Raw genomic sequence first — 15,502 nt, 5'->3', positions numbered from 1 at the left:
CATGTTAAATAAATTTAGGAATATACTTTTTTTTACAATTTTACTCTTTGGTTTAGTAGGATGTAGTTCAAAAAGTTTTCATAATGATATGATTGTTAAAACAAAGAAATCTTTGGATAAGAAGAATTATGAAGATATAAAAAGATCATATTCAGATTCTTTGGTTACAGAAAAAACAAAATCAAAAGAGTTTATAAGTGTTTTAGAAGATAAGTCATTAGCTGATATTTTAAAAGAAATGGAAATATTAGATGGTAATTTTTATTACTTAAAAAGTAGTGATATTTTAATACCAAAAAGTAGAATTAAAATTCATAATATTGAAGAATTAAATCAATATCTAAATGCAGTTTTAGAAAAAGAATTATTTATCAAAAAAAATGGATCTATTTATTTAGTAAAACTTTTAAGTCTAAGTGAAACAAAAAAACGATCAATCGAGCATATTCCTTTTAGATTAAATGGTCAAATTTCTGTAGAAGAATTAATAAAATTAATTACAGCAGAATCAGGATATGAAGTTAGTATAGGAAACTATATTGATAATAGAGATGATTTCCAAAATAGTGTTATTAGCATTAGTTCAAAAAATTTAAAAGATGCATTAAACTCTTTAGCTCATGCAAAAGATGTTTTTGTTGATGTTGATTATGATAAAGAAGTTATAAATATCCAACGATTTAAAGATGTAGTAATTGAATTAAATATACCATTATTAGATATAACATCATCAAATACAACATCATTAACTCAAACATCATCTGAAGATACAAGCGGTGAAAGTAAATTAGAAAATAATTCTCAAATAGTTCTTTATGATGAGCTTGATCAAATGTTGAAAAATATAATTTCTACAGATAAAATTTCAACTTATCATATAGATAAAGCTAGTGGTTTAATTTTTCTAAAATCAACAAAATCAATTGCTAATACTGTAAGAACAATTGCAAAAGCTTATGAATCATCTTTTGCAAGAGAAGCAGTAATTGAGTTTGAAAGAATAGAATTACTTCTAAATAAAAGTAGGGAGTATGGTATAGGAACTATTTCAGATAGTAGACAAAATAATGCAGCAACTGGAGTAACAAGAGGATTAGCAGAAAATGGGGCTTTTTCATTTATTAGTGATAATGCTACAAGATTACTTCAAATAACAGCTACTGCAAATAATGAAATTGGGAAAATTTTAAATTATAGTAAGAATGTATTAGTTTTAAAAAATAATATTCCAACAGTTCAATCAATTACTGATAATACAGATTATGTTGAAAAAATCGAAACAACAAAAGATACTGATACAAATGAAACAACATCAGATATAACTGTAAATACTTTAAAAGAAGGTACATCAATAACTGCAATGGCAAAAATATCTAGAGATAAAATATTTTTAAATATTACACCTAGTATAAAAAAACTTATTGAATTTGATGAAGTTAATGTTGATTTAACAACTATAAAATTACCACAATATAATGACCAAAGTTATAATATTTCAAAAGAAATAAGACTTGGCGAAACATCTATTGTTGGTTCTATTATTGTTCATGATGATGCAAAAACTTATCAAGGTGTTTTACCTTTAGAAGGATTTGCAATAGGTGGAAGTGATTCTAAATCTTATGTAAGAAGAGAGATAGTTTATGTAGTTACTCTTAGAAATATAAAAGGCTTCTAGCTATGAGTATGTTCACTGATCCTTATGAACAATTTTTATTGGATTATTTAGTTACAAAACTAGAGAATGGTTCAAATACAAGACGTGCATTGATATTGTATAGTGAACAAATAACTAAAGATACAAAATTCAAAAGAAGATTGATGGCTGCAATAAAAGATATGGAAATAGGGAAGCATAAGCTAGAAGCTATTTTACATAAGCATAAGTTTTTAAATGCTTTTCAATATAGTTTGGTTGTAAATAGTACTAATACTGTTGCTGGGATAAAGCTTGTTTTAACATTTAATAAAGCAAATTCAAACTTAATAATAAAGATGATTAACCCAATTTTTATTCCATTGATTATTGTTATATTTTCTTTTTATAGTCTTATTTTATATCTTGGTATGTTAGATAAAGATTTAATATTATTAAAAAAATTAAATCCTGATGTTGTTCAATTTTTAGGAATACCAAAATATTTTAATTATGATTTTGCATATGCTGGTTTGGCTGTTTCTATATTTATAACAGCATTTATTTTTTTTGGATATTTATATACTGAAAGATATAAACCTGCATTATTGTATAAAGTTTTTAAAACTCAGGCTTTTTCAGATGGTAGATTTATGTTTAGAATTTTAAATGGTATGTTAAGTGCAGGTATTTCTTTTCACAAATGTTCTTTGATTTTATCTAAAGATTATTTCAAAGAGGGTTTACGACCTTTTTTTAAAGAATTAGCTGACATCATAAGTAAAAATAGAAAATTATATACAGTATTTGAAAAATATAATTTTCCCATGATTGTTACAGCAGATATAAAACTTTCAGAGCTTAGTAAAACAAGCTTTTCTGATGTAACAAAAGCGCTATATCAAACATGTGACACTCTGTATGAAAAGAATATAGATTATATTGTTTTGCAATGGAGATTTTCTTTTTGGTTAATAGCTATGTTAGTTACAGTTATTATTGGCTCGGATGTTATTAATCTTGTTATTAGTACATTTACATTTAAAACTTTATACCAATAAAAGATGAAATATGATTAAAAAAATTTTTTCTAAATTAAAAAAAACACCAAAACTTAACTTAAATAAAAAAGAGGATAATTTTTTCTCTTTAAAAAATGTGAATAATGAAATAGAAAAACAAAAAAAAACATTTATAAATTTATTTGGTGAAAAAGATGATACTGATATACACTTAGCTGGCGTTATAGAAGAAGTAGTCCAAAATAGATATAATTTAAAAGGTGGCTATGGAGATTTAATAGCTAATGAAGAGAAATATGCACAGTTTGTTCGTTCTTTAGGTTATGAATATTATGACACATATAAAGAATTATCTGAACATTATCAAGATACCTCTTTTCAATTAGATGAAAAGAAACTTGAATTCTGTACAACAATGTATATTATTACTCTAGAAGATAAAAAAAACAAGAATAAGGTTTTGGGTATTAGAGATGTTGTAAATCTTGATTTTGATATCTTAAGCAAATTTTATTTTAATAAAATTGTTGTTTTAGGTGAGGGTGTTTTATCTTCTGTTTTTGGAGAAGATAGAGAAATTGTTTTTGATTCTAATAATGATGATGAAAATGATGAAGAGTTAAATAAATATTTTGACAAGATGATGGGACAAGCAATTTTACTTGGAGCTTCTGATATTCATATTCAGAAAACAAGTAGATATGCAACTTTATGGTTTAGAATAGATGGTATTAAAGTTGATATGGGAACAATGCCTATTACAATTGCAAAGACATTAAAAAGAAGATTAGTTACCATGGCTGATCAAGAAGATTCAGATTATGAATCAATTAATGGTGTAATAAATTATGAATATGGTAAAAAAAATATTAAGTTTAGATTAGGACTTATAAACTCAAAATTAAACTTTTCTCTTGTAATGAGAATGATTGGTGGGCGTGGAGTTGTTGCACATAATTTAAGAGGATTAAATTATCCTCAAGAGACTATTGATATATTATCAAATCTTACAAAATATGCAAATGGAATGATATTAATTACAGGGCAGGTTGGTTCTGGTAAAACACACTTAATGTATGCATTATTACATCAATTAGCAAAACAACAACAATATGTTGTAACTATTGAAGATCCAGTTGAGTATGTAGATGAATCATTTTTTCAAATAGATTTATCAGAATATGCAAGTGCTAGCGAAGAGTTTAAATATGGTTATCCTGAAGCTGTTGTGGATATTTTAAGACAAGATTCAAATATCATACTTATTGGGGAAACAAGAGAACCTAAAACTGCAGCAGAACTTGTAAATGCTTCAAATTTAGGTCAATTAGTATTTTCAACTATGCATACGAACTCAGCATCAGCTACAGTATCTAGAATGACTAGTTCTCTTGGGATAAATGAAGGAGATATTGTTGATAATTTAAGAGGTATTGTTTCTCAAAGGTTAGTTAGAAAATTATGTCCTTATTGTAAAGTTAAAGATGGTGAAGGTGGCTATAAAGAAGTTGGATGTAATGAATGTAATGATACTGGTTTTAAAGATAGGGTCCCTATTGCAGAGGTTATAAGATTTAAAATAGGTTCAGGTGGAGATTTTGAAAACCCAGCTGAGTATATGACTGTTGAAAAAGCCTCTATGGCACAATATTATGAAGGTCTTATTACAAAAGCAGATGCATCTGCTATTATTAGAGGAGAAGAATTATGGTACGATTAGTAATTACCGATTTTCCTACTAAAGAAGATTGTGAAGCTTTTTATATGAAAGATGAATTTGAAGAATCACAACATATGTTTGTATATCGAAAATTCAAAAAAAACAATGTATATCTTTCTAGATATGATAATGATGAAATATATTCATTAAATCTTTTATCAAGAAAATATTTATTAAAAAATCAATTTTTGATATATGTTGCTGATGAAGAATATATAATATTATTTAATCATAAAACAGTATATTCAGCAAAAATAAATCAGAATTTTTTAATAGATGATACAATTAAATCTATTCTTATTACAAAACATATAGCTATGCTTTCTAGTGGTGGTTCTATTGAAAATATTTATTATATAATTAATTCAAAATATAAAAGTGCAAAAGAGAATATTTTAAAAGAAAATACAAAAAATGAAAGAAATGAGGTTGTTGCCAAATCATTAGGTGAGATAGAAGAATTAATAAAACCATTAAATGAACTAACTACATATAAAACACATTTTTTCAAACTTTCATCTTTATTATTTACTTTTTGTTTTAGTTTCTGGATAATTTTTTATGGTTTAGAACTATTTGCAGATAAACTTTCACAGCAACAATCTTTGGAATTATTAAACAGAGAACTTAATGTAGAAAAAAGAATTATAAAAAGAGAAAAAACTATTTTAGCTAAAAATAATATAGAATATAAAAAAATGATAGGGTGTATCTCTACTATTAAGGTCAAAAATGATTAGTATTAGTGCTAAAAAACTATCTTTTATAAATAAAACAGTCTTTATTTTAGTAGCTATTTATTCTTTAATTTTTATTTCTTATACACTAGTTGAGTATTATAGAATATATAATAAAAAAAGTATTATATCTCAAGAGTTACAGACTAAAAAGAACGAAACAAAGGTATTAAAAAATAAAGTTTCATTAGTAAAAAAGAAAATTAAAGATGTAAAGAAGCAATATTTAACAGAAAAAGAACTTGAATCAAAAGTAAAAGGTATTTTTCAAAGAATGTCTATATTTGATTATCAAATAAACTATTTAGGTGCAAAAAAGATGTGTATCGATAGATATTTATTAATAACAGAAGTTGATGCACAAAGTGAAGAAGGATTAACTGCAGCAAAAGGAATATTATCTTATCTGGGTAATATTAAAAAAAGTGAAGATTATGATAGTGTTTATTTTGTAGATTATATAGCAACACCTAAAAGGATAAAATAATGTATTTATTAAAATTATTTACCATATTCCTATTATTTTCAAATATATTACTTGCAAATGATTACTTAGATTCTTTAACTACAACAAAAGTTAAAAAATTAATACAAAAAGAAGAAAAAATAGCTTTAGCTTATAAAGAATATTTACTTACAAAAGGTAAAAAACCTGATACTATAAGTGATTTAAAGAATTCTGAAAATGATAAGCTTTTACCTAATAATTTTGAAGTAAATAATTATTTTGGGAATAGCATTAAACTCTCTGAAGAAGCTTTTACCTTAATTAGTTTTGATAAAAATTCTAGCAAAAGATTAAAATCAAATATATATGATTATTATTTTTCTAATAAATATAGAAAATATACTAAAACTCCAAAAATAGAAGAAAAACAAGTTAGCATGGGTGATGGAAGTGAAGAAAAACAGATTGTAATTAGTGTAAAAATTAATCTATCAGAAAAAGAAAGACTTATTTATGATCTTCAAGATAAGATTAAAAAAGTTTCAGAGAATTGTAGAGAATGGGAAAATCCTGAAGATGGATATTGTCTTGATAAAGACCATGTATTACATAGATATGCCCCCAAATCTGGAACTGATGAGCCAATTGAACATAGAGCTTCATATAATAAGGTTTTATTGATAGATGAAGAAGTAGACCTTTTTGTAGATCCAATTACTAAAAAAAATACAACAGATGAGTATAAAAATATAGTAAAAGATTTTATGTATGCAGGAATGTTAGTATTACATGAAAATGGTAATACAGCAGATGAGTATGTTGCAATTGATTTAGATACAGTAATTGAAACGAATAAAGTCAATATTGAGTATCCTGATTTAATACAACTTAGTAATATTTCAGGCGCAATGCTTATAAATGGTGATATTTATTCTTGGGGGAATAATGATAGTAGATTAACAGGAATTAATTTAGAATCAAATGCTGTGATTACAACTCCTGTTAGATTAAAAGCAAAAGTTTATGATGATGACTCAGATGAAGTTGATACATCCACTTTTTATGAAAAGAATTATTTTTCATCTCCTTTAAGACCAAAATTTAAAGAGATCTTTTCCTCAGTTGACTCAGGTACATGTGGAATTACAAGAAAGGATGTTTTAGGAATTACAAAAAAGGATGCTTTGGAAAATAGAAGAGAAGGTGCTTTATATTGTGGTGGTACAAGTGCAAGTGATTATTCATTTGGAAAATATTTTACGGCAGTAGACTCTTCACAAAGTGGTGAAATGCTTTATAAAAGTACTTTTTTTGATGGATCAAAGGATAAAGAAGCAAAGAAAATCTTTGCAAATGATACTTTGTGGACTATTTTAGATAAAGATGGTGATATATATAATTGGGGATATGATATAGGAAATGGTTTTTCAGGTAATGGTCTTAGTACATTTAATAATATTCCTAGAGATACAGCAAAAGAACCAGAAAAAATTGAAGATATTGAAAAAATTGAAGATATTAGTTCAATAAGCTCATTAGGTCAAAGAAAAATAGTAGCATTATCAAAAAGTGGAAATATTTATATTTGGGGACTTGATATTCAAAGTGGAATTGGGAATTGTAGTGTAACTTGGGATGGAATAAATTATGATTTATGTACTCCTAAAAAAATTGGAATTGAAAACATAAGTTTCGAAACTATTCGAGGTGGTGTTGATGCTTTTATAGCAAAAGATGAACATGGATATTTTTATAAAATAACACATCATAAAGATGAAAAGATAAGTGTAAGTAAAGTAAATGATTTAATATTAGCTAATCCTAATTATAGTGAAAATGAAGAGAGTCTTGGCTTTATAATTGATGTAGATTTTTCAAGAACTATTGATGAATTATCAACTTCTAGTGTTAGTACAGGTATTGTTTGGGTAAATAGAGAAAATGAGTTAAAAGGTGATTATTATCCAAGTACTTTAAGTTCTTCAGATCAAATTGCATTTGAAACAGCAATAAATAAAATAAAATGGAAAAAGATAAAAGTTATAAATGAAAATAATAGTATGTGTGGAATAAGTATTCACATAGAAGAAAGCACAGAAGTAGAAACAAATGAAATGTATTGTTGGGGTGAATTATACTCAGAAGTAAATGGGATAAAAACTTATATTTTACCTATTTTTAACACAAATTTAAATGATTTAACTTCTTCTGATTTAATACAAAAAGAAAGTGGAACAAGTTCGTTTATATTGAACTATCCTACATATATAGGTGGATTTAATTATGATTTTATATTTAAATAAAATATCAAAAAGGGAAAGAATGAAAAAATTTAGTTTGATAATAATGGGATTTTTAATAACATTTAATTTATACGCTTTAGAAGAAAATGTAGAAATTGCAAAAAGTATTCAAGAAATAGATGAAATGAGAAATATTGATAAATTAGATATCTTAGATCAACAATCAAAAGAGTTTTTTAATGCAATTACTGGTCTAAAAAAAGATTATTTAGAAGAACAAATGGATTCAATAAAAAATAAAAAGACTAAATACCCTAGATCTTCAAATAAAAATAGAATTAATAAAGCAGGTGATTTAGGTCCTGAAGTAGAGATTTCTCAAGAAGATTATGAAAAGAGTGTTTTTACTCATCAAAATGAGATGGCTAGATTAACTACAGATTTTACTAGAACAAAAAAATTAAAAGATTTAAATATAAAAAGTATGTACTCTTTTAATGGGAATGATTATGTAGTATTAGAATTATCAAATAATACATCATCAAAAAATAAAACAGAATTAAGTGCAAATATTGAGGGAAGATATATAAAAGGTGATATTATATTAGGTCATAAATTAATAGATATTAATGTAAGAACTAAAAGTATTAAATTATATAAAAAACTTGATGAAGAGTATGGCTATACTATTTATTTAAGTAATTATGGAATATCAATTAGTGATTTAAAAAAGATTCCTGAGCTTAAGAAAGTAATGGAAAAGAAACTTGTAAAAGAAGTAAATAAAGTAGAAAAAGAAATAGAAAAAAAGGTAGTAAAAAGAGATATAAAGTCATTAATGAATAGTGTTAATACAAAAGTTAATGATTGTAAATATATAGTAAAAAGATATAATTTAAATGTAAGAAATAATAGTAATTTAAATGCTAAAATTTTAAGAGTATTAAAAATGAATGATCAATTTACAATTCAAAAAAGAAATAATGAATGGGTTAATTTGAATACTGTTTATAAAAAGAAATCAGGAGATATTATGAATGTTTCAAATGAAAATAATTGGCTTCAAATTATAGATGGTAATGTAATTGCAGCAAATACAAATTGTAGATAGGACATACCTTGTATAGTTTAAATAATTATAATAAGTCTATTTCTTATAATATAAATGAAATTGTTTTGATATTGAAAGATTTAACTAGATTATATACAAAGTTATTTAACTTTGAAGAGCTTTTTTCAAGTGAAAGTAATGGGAAAACAAGGCTAAATAGACAACTTTTCCATGATAAACATGAATCAATTCATTCTGATGTTTCTGAAATGAATATATATCTAACTGAAGCTTTAAATGTTATCAGAGAAGAAATAATAGCTATTTTAGAAAAATATGATGAAAAAGAAAAAGTAGATTTACATACTTTAGTTTTTGATGATAAGAATTTCTTAGATATATTAAGAATGAATCTTACTACACATGGAGTTGATTTAAAATCAAAGAATAAATGTTTACTTGATATTAAAAACTTATTATTTTTAAAAAATAAAATCTTTAATCTTAAATATTTACTTAATATGATTGATACGACCATTTTAGATAAGTATATTACAAAATTGGGTGTAGAAGATTTGGTTAATAGTAGTATGATTTTTGAAATAATAGATTCTTATGGTTTACAATATGAAGAGGTAAAAAGATTTAGTTTATTAGTAAATAATCTTGATTATTATGATGAAAAGATTACAAGTTTATATTTTTTAAATCCATTATTAGAATTACATAAAAGAAGAGTTGACAATTTTACATATGCAAAAGTAAGATATAAAATATTTCTTAATTATGATTGTGATATCACTTTAAATAAGGGAATACTTATTAATAAAAGTTATTTAGAAAATATCATATCGTCATTTATTGAACAATCATGTATGGACCTGATAAAAAAAGAGTTAAAAAAAGGGAAAATACAAAAAGAGATTGATGTGGCTATTGTAAAGAATAAACGTAGTCTTCAAGTAATAGTTAGAAATAATGGTTTTGATGTAAAAAATATTTATAAACTATTTTTATCAGATGTTGATAATAAATATATTTTAGAAGCCAAAAATTTAGCAAATATGATGAATGGTACTATTGATATTATTCCTATTGAAAATGAAGGTATGCAGTATATTCTAACATTAAAAACAAGATAAGACTAAAGATATACTTTAGTCTTATTGATCATCAAAGTTACCAATAATTTCTTTGGCCTTTTGTAATGCTTTATCACTTGAATCTTTATCAAATGTAAGAGCAACTCCCATTCTTCTACCTTTGTGACTTTGAGGCTTACCAAATACACGTATAATTGACTCTTTTCTAAATGATGAATCAAATATATCAATAATTGGATTAAAGCTATCATTTCTAGCTTTATAAGCAGCACTAGCACCTGCTCCATAATCAATATAATCTAAAGGTAGTCCAAGTACAGCTCTTACATGAAGTGCAAATTCACTTTGACTTTGAGTAATCATAGTAACCATTCCTGTATCATGTGGTCTTGGACTTACTTCTGAAAAATAAACTTCTTCACCTTTTACAAACATTTCAACGCCAAAGATACCACGACCACCTAAACCATCAGTTACTGTCTTTGCAATATCTTGAGCTTTTTTCTTTGCATCTTCACTCATATTCATAGGTTGCCATGAGAATATAAAGTCACCATCTTGTTGTATGTGTCCAATTGGTTCACAAAATACTGTTTGTTTTTCGTTTCTTACAGTTAACATTGTAATTTCATAATCAAAAGTGATAAACTCTTCAACTATTAATTCACTAGCATCTCCTCTAGCTTCTTTTGCAACTTCCCAAGAGTTTTCTAAATCATTTTCACTTTTAGCAACACTTTGTCCATGACCTGATGAACTCATTACAGGTTTAATTACACAAGGGAATCCCATTTTATTGGCTGCACTTTTAAGACCTTCAAAGGTACTTACAAACTCATATTTTCCTGTTTTAACACCAAGATCAACTGCTGCAAATTCTCTGATATTTTTTCTATTCATAGTTTTATTAACAGCATCAGCATTTGGAATTACGTGAAAACCTTCTTTTTCTGCTTCAAAAAGTGCTTGAATATTAATAGCTTCAACTTCTGGCAAAATAAAATTAGGTTTTTCCCTTCTTATTACATCTAATATTTCTTCTTTATTTTTCATATTAATTGTATAAGATTTATTTGCAACTAATTGTGCTGGTGCATTGTTGTAAGAATCAACTGCAATAGTTTCAATACCAAGTCTTTGTGCTTCTATTACAACTTCTTTTCCTAACTCACCACTTCCTAAAAGCATTATTTTTATTGAGTCAGATTTTAAAGGTGCTGTGAAATTCATATTTTTTTCCTTAAGTTTATTTAATTTGTTGATAAAATTCTTTATCATATTTTTCTAGATTATTTTTTTCTATTACATTTTTAAGAATAGATAGATATTCTTTTCCTATCCCTGAATAATTTATCATAGTTTGTGACAGTTCAAGACCTGTTGCTTGTTTATTCTCTAATCTTATTTCATATCTCTTTTCTTGAAAAGATTTATATGCAGGGTTTCTATTTAAATTTAGCATATAAGCACTAATAGAGTCTTGTAAGGATTTAAATACTCTAATAAGATGTCTATCCCCCTCATTTCTTCGTTCAGGAACAATCCCAATATTAGGATTATATGTCCAGTGTCCAAAGATATTATTTGCTTTTGCTATAAAACGACTTTTCCCCCAACCACTTTCAACAGCAGCTTGAGCTAAACATAAAGCAGGAGGAATTGTATCAATTTTTGATAAATAAGATTTTAAATCATAAAGTTTTTTGATTCTGTATTTTTTCTTTATTTTTAGGAATTGTGAGAAATTCTCTGATTTAGTATTAATTCTTAATATATTTGAATTTAAAATGCTTTTTACAATATTCCGTTCTTGCAAAATTTTCTTATTTTCAGATTCACTTAGTTTGTAGATATATTCAAAGAAATACTCTTTAACTTTTTTCTTAGCTTTAATTTCAAAATACTCTTTTGGCATACCTTTTGAAAATAAAGTTACAGTAGATAATAGAATTAAAAAAGAAAATTTATGCAAATTCATTTTTAACTACTTGTTATAAAGACTTTTTTAACAGCGCCTTTAAAATAAATGCAATTATCAACTAATGATAAGGTAAGCTCTTCATTACTTTTTGGATAAACAAAAGTTTTGTCTTTAACTAAATTCAAGTTATGGGCTCTTAAAAAACAAGCAGCCATTCCTGTTCCACATGCTAGTGTTTCACCTTCAATTCCTCTTTCATAAGTTCTCACTTTAATACTACCATCTTCAATTTTTGCGAAGTTTACATTTGTATTATATTTGTATCTCATTTTTGCACATAAATCATGATCATACTTTTCTAAGTCATCAACAATTGTTACAAGATGGGGAACACCTGTATCTACTTGATACCAAGTAAATCCAAGCTCTTGGAACTCTTCTTTCATTATAATAGGAGCTGTTAATTGTGTTTGAACTATATTATCTTCAACTACAGATTTTATTAATCCTGCACCTGTTTTAAATTGCATTGTAGAAGTTGCTAATCCATTTGTATATGCATAATGAGCACATGCTCTTGTACCATTGCCACACATTGAAGCATCACTTCCATCATTATTGTAAAATAACCATTCAAAGTCAGCTTGATCATTTGGAACTAATACAATTAATCCATCAGCACCAATTCCTTCTGTTCTATTACAAAGACTAATTGCTTCTTGTGAATAGTCTTTTTTTATAAATGTGTGAAATATTACAAAGTCATTTCCACTTGCACTGTATTTTGTATATGTCATATTATTTCTCCAATTATTCTTTTTACTTCTCTTTCTAAATGATTTAAATCTTTAGAATTATCTATTACTAAATGGGCTAAATGTCTTTTTTCTTCAATATCCATTTGATTTGACATTTTTAATCTTGCTTCTTCTTCTGTTATATTATCTCTTTTCATTAATCTTTGTACTTGTATGTAAGCTGGTGTATAAACAAGTAAACACTTAGGAATATTATAATGTGTTTTTTCAAAGAATAAAGGTAAATCTATAAAATAAGGTTTATTTATAACATCATTAATTTTTGCTTCTTTTATTACTTCTTCTTTTATTAAAGGATGAAGTAATGCTTCTAGTTGTAATTTATTTTTTTCATTAGAAAAGATAATTTTCCCTAACTCTTTTCTTATAACCTTGCCATCTTGAACGTATTGTTCTCCAAACATTTTTGATATTTTGTCTGAATTTTCATCTAATAATATATGTGCTATTTTATCAGCATCAATTATTACGAAACCATTTTGTTCGAAAAGCTGACACGCTGTGCTTTTCCCTGTAGAAATTCCACCTGTTAAGGCGATTGCATTTTTAAATAAATCATTTGTCATAAGATCAATTCTACAATAATAATGATTTATTTATATTGAATAACTTGTATAAGTTTTATTCCCTTGCCCTTAATATTTATAAATATTTTGATATAATACCAAAAATTTTAAATCAATTAAGATTAAACAAAAGTCATAATAAAAAGGTGAATAATGAGCACAGTAAGTTACAAAGACGCAGGCGTAGATATAGATGCAGGAAATCAGTTCGTAGAAAATATTAAACCATATGTAAAATCTACTAAGATTCCTGGTGTTCTTGGCGGAATTGGTTCTTTTGCTGGTGCTTTTGAATTGCCAGAAGGTTATAAAAAACCAGTTATTTTATCAGGAACTGATGGTGTTGGAACAAAATTAAAGTTAGCAATTGATGCTAAAAAATTTGATACAGTTGGGATTGATTTAGTTGCAATGTGTACAAATGATTTATTATGTAATTTTGGTGAACCATTATTTTTCTTAGATTATTATGCAACTGCAAAACTTGAAGTTGAAGAAGCAACACAAGTTGTAAAAGGAATTGCAGAGGGTTGTATTAGATCTGAATGTGCTTTAGTTGGTGGAGAAACTGCTGAAATGCCTGGAATGTACAAAGAGGGTGATTTTGATTTAGCTGGTTTTTGTGTTGGAATTGCAGAAAAAGATGAGTTAAATAGAATTGAGAGAATTGCTGTTGGTGATACTTTAATTGCATTACCATCTTCAGGTGTTCACTCAAATGGTTTTAGCTTGGTGCGAAAACTATTATTAGACAAATTAGGAATGACTTTAGATGATGATTTCCAAGGAAAACCTTTAAAAGATGTTTTATTAGAACCAACTAGAATTTATGTAAAAGAATTCAAAGCTAATAAAGAAAGTATTAACGCATTAGCACATATTACAGGTGGTGGAATTACTGAAAACTTACCAAGAGTTTTACCTGATAATTTAAAAGCTATTGTAAAAAGAGATTCTATTAAAGTTTTACCTATTTTTGAATTTATGGGACAACACGTAGAACTTGAAGAAATGTACAGAACATTTAATATGGGTGTTGGTATGGTTCTAGTTGTTAATCCTTCTAAGGTAGATGCCGTTTTAGCTAACACTGATGGTTATGTTATTGGTGAAATTGCAGAGGGTGAAAAAGGTGTTGAGTTTATCTAATAAACTTTTCTCTTATATATAAAAAATAAAAAGGCTAAGTTTAAATGAACTTAGCCTTTTTTTATATTTATATAATAATCTAAAATATCAACAACTTTTGATGCATATCCCCATTCATTATCATACCAAATTAAAAGCTTAATCATTTTTTTATTTCTAATATCAGTATACCTATGATCAATTATTGTAGTTTTGTGCTCTTTTTTAAAATCACTTGAAACCAATGGTTCATAATTATTTAATACAATATTAAACTTTTGATTATTCTCATAATCTTGGAATATTGATATTATTTCATCTTTTGTACATACTTTTTCAACAAAAAGTGTAACATTTATTGCTCCTACGGTATCGGTTGGGACTCTAAGTGAATTTGAAGAAATTAAATTTTTATTAATCTCTTTTAATACGTAAGAACAAGCTTCTATTGTTGTAGTTTTATTTGGAATAATATTTTGTGTTGAAGATCGTCCAAACTCAAAATTACAATCAACATCTCTTGTTGGACTTCCTACAAAATGTCCATCTAAAACTCTTTGATGATTTAATAAAGGATGAATGGTAACAATATCTCCACATAGAATTTTCTTTTTATTATTTATTAATTTAAGTGCTGGTAATAATGCTGTTGCATTACATGAACTTGTTGATATAACCTTATGTTTTGTGCTATCAAGCTTTTCTTCATTTACACCTAAAATTATATTTATATCAGCATTTGTATTTGCATGTGTTTGAAAGATAGCTTGAATGGGAAGATTTTTTAAAAGATTTATATCCTCTTTTTTCCCACTTGCATCAATTATAATATCAATATTATCAAGATTTATATCTGATAAAGAAGAATGATTTAATATTTTTATTTTTGCATACTTATTTTGAATATAGTTATTATCTAATATTTTAAATTTATTAGATATATTTCCATATGTTGAATCATAATTAATAGAATAGACTATATTTTCAATATATGGGTTTATTTCATTAATTGCAACAATTTCAAAATTCTTATTTTGAAGTAATATTTTTAATATAGATTTACCAATCCGACCAACACCATTTAATAGTATTTTTGTTTTCATAATTTA

14 protein-coding genes are annotated in these 15,502 nt (G+C 25.8%); 9 read left to right on the top strand and 5 right to left on the bottom strand.

Annotation, left to right across the window (positions count from 1 at the left end; all coding sequences use genetic code 11):
• Window position 1: 1 nt before the first annotated feature.
• Genes D9T19_RS07925 through D9T19_RS07890 form a run of 8 tightly spaced genes read left to right on the top strand, consistent with a single transcriptional unit; the run spans window position 2 to window position 9,999 of the window.
• Entirely contained in the window at window positions 2-1,678 is a 1,677-nt protein-coding gene (locus D9T19_RS07925; RefSeq protein WP_121627689.1) for a hypothetical protein, read from the top strand.
• A 2-nt stretch (window positions 1,679-1,680) separates the two neighbouring features.
• Window positions 1,681-2,697, top strand: coding sequence for a hypothetical protein (locus tag D9T19_RS07920; RefSeq protein ID WP_121627688.1), 1,017 nt, complete (start codon window positions 1,681-1,683; stop codon window positions 2,695-2,697).
• A 10-nt stretch (window positions 2,698-2,707) separates the two neighbouring features.
• The gene (locus D9T19_RS07915; protein ID WP_121627687.1) at window positions 2,708-4,378 is read left to right on the top strand and encodes a GspE/PulE family protein; all 1,671 of its coding nucleotides are present in this window, start codon (window positions 2,708-2,710) and stop codon (window positions 4,376-4,378) included.
• Window positions 4,366-5,118, top strand: coding sequence for a hypothetical protein (locus D9T19_RS07910; RefSeq protein WP_121627686.1), 753 nt, complete (start codon window positions 4,366-4,368; stop codon window positions 5,116-5,118). Before D9T19_RS07915 ends, D9T19_RS07910 begins: the two co-directional genes overlap by 13 nt.
• Window positions 5,111-5,602, top strand: a complete 492-nt coding sequence (locus D9T19_RS07905) for a hypothetical protein (protein ID WP_121627685.1) — start codon at window positions 5,111-5,113, stop codon at window positions 5,600-5,602. The genes D9T19_RS07910 and D9T19_RS07905 overlap by 8 nt, the downstream gene beginning before the upstream one ends.
• Complete coding sequence (locus D9T19_RS07900; protein WP_121627684.1) at window positions 5,602-7,866, top strand: hypothetical protein; 2,265 nt, start codon at window positions 5,602-5,604, stop codon at window positions 7,864-7,866. The genes D9T19_RS07905 and D9T19_RS07900 overlap by 1 nt, the downstream gene beginning before the upstream one ends.
• A 19-nt stretch (window positions 7,867-7,885) precedes the next feature.
• Complete coding sequence (locus D9T19_RS07895; RefSeq protein ID WP_162984562.1) at window positions 7,886-8,917, top strand: SH3 domain-containing protein; 1,032 nt, start codon at window positions 7,886-7,888, stop codon at window positions 8,915-8,917.
• A gap of 8 nt (window positions 8,918-8,925) precedes the next feature.
• Entirely contained in the window at window positions 8,926-9,999 is a 1,074-nt protein-coding gene (locus tag D9T19_RS07890; protein WP_121627682.1) for an ATP-binding protein, read from the top strand.
• A 21-nt stretch (window positions 10,000-10,020) separates the two neighbouring features.
• Here D9T19_RS07890 and purT read toward each other — a convergent pair whose 3' ends face one another.
• From purT to coaE, 4 genes are read right to left on the bottom strand one after another with little or no spacing between them, the layout of a single operon-like run.
• Window positions 10,021-11,190, bottom strand: a complete 1,170-nt coding sequence (gene purT, locus D9T19_RS07885; RefSeq protein WP_121627681.1) for a formate-dependent phosphoribosylglycinamide formyltransferase — start codon at window positions 11,188-11,190, stop codon at window positions 10,021-10,023.
• Window positions 11,191-11,206: 16 nt separating this feature from the next.
• Window positions 11,207-11,938 (bottom strand): glucosaminidase domain-containing protein, encoded by a 732-nt coding sequence (locus tag D9T19_RS07880; RefSeq protein ID WP_205588701.1) that lies wholly within the window; start codon window positions 11,936-11,938, stop codon window positions 11,207-11,209.
• A 2-nt stretch (window positions 11,939-11,940) separates the two neighbouring features.
• Window positions 11,941-12,678, bottom strand: a complete 738-nt coding sequence (gene dapF, locus D9T19_RS07875) for a diaminopimelate epimerase (RefSeq protein ID WP_121627680.1) — start codon at window positions 12,676-12,678, stop codon at window positions 11,941-11,943.
• Window positions 12,675-13,265 carry a dephospho-CoA kinase gene (gene coaE, locus D9T19_RS07870; RefSeq protein ID WP_121627679.1) on the bottom strand — a complete coding sequence of 197 codons (591 nt, stop codon included), beginning with the start codon at window positions 13,263-13,265 and terminating at the stop codon, window positions 12,675-12,677. The genes dapF and coaE overlap by 4 nt, the downstream gene beginning before the upstream one ends.
• 153 nt (window positions 13,266-13,418) lie before the next feature.
• Here coaE and purM point away from each other — a divergent pair, with 153 nt between their 5' ends.
• Window positions 13,419-14,414: a phosphoribosylformylglycinamidine cyclo-ligase gene (purM, locus tag D9T19_RS07865; RefSeq protein WP_121627678.1), complete on the top strand. Its 996-nt coding sequence runs from the start codon at window positions 13,419-13,421 to the stop codon at window positions 14,412-14,414.
• Window positions 14,415-14,464: 50 nt separating this feature from the next.
• Here purM and D9T19_RS07860 read toward each other — a convergent pair whose 3' ends face one another.
• The gene (locus tag D9T19_RS07860) at window positions 14,465-15,496 is read right to left on the bottom strand and encodes a glyceraldehyde 3-phosphate dehydrogenase NAD-binding domain-containing protein (RefSeq protein ID WP_121627677.1); all 1,032 of its coding nucleotides are present in this window, start codon (window positions 15,494-15,496) and stop codon (window positions 14,465-14,467) included.
• Window positions 15,497-15,502 lie beyond the last annotated feature (6 nt).

This window comes from Poseidonibacter antarcticus, assembly GCF_003667345.1.
Lineage (GTDB): Bacteria > Campylobacterota > Campylobacteria > Campylobacterales > Arcobacteraceae > Poseidonibacter > Poseidonibacter antarcticus.
Note: the sequence above shows the minus strand (reverse complement) of the source record. Positions and strands in the feature narration are given on the sequence as shown.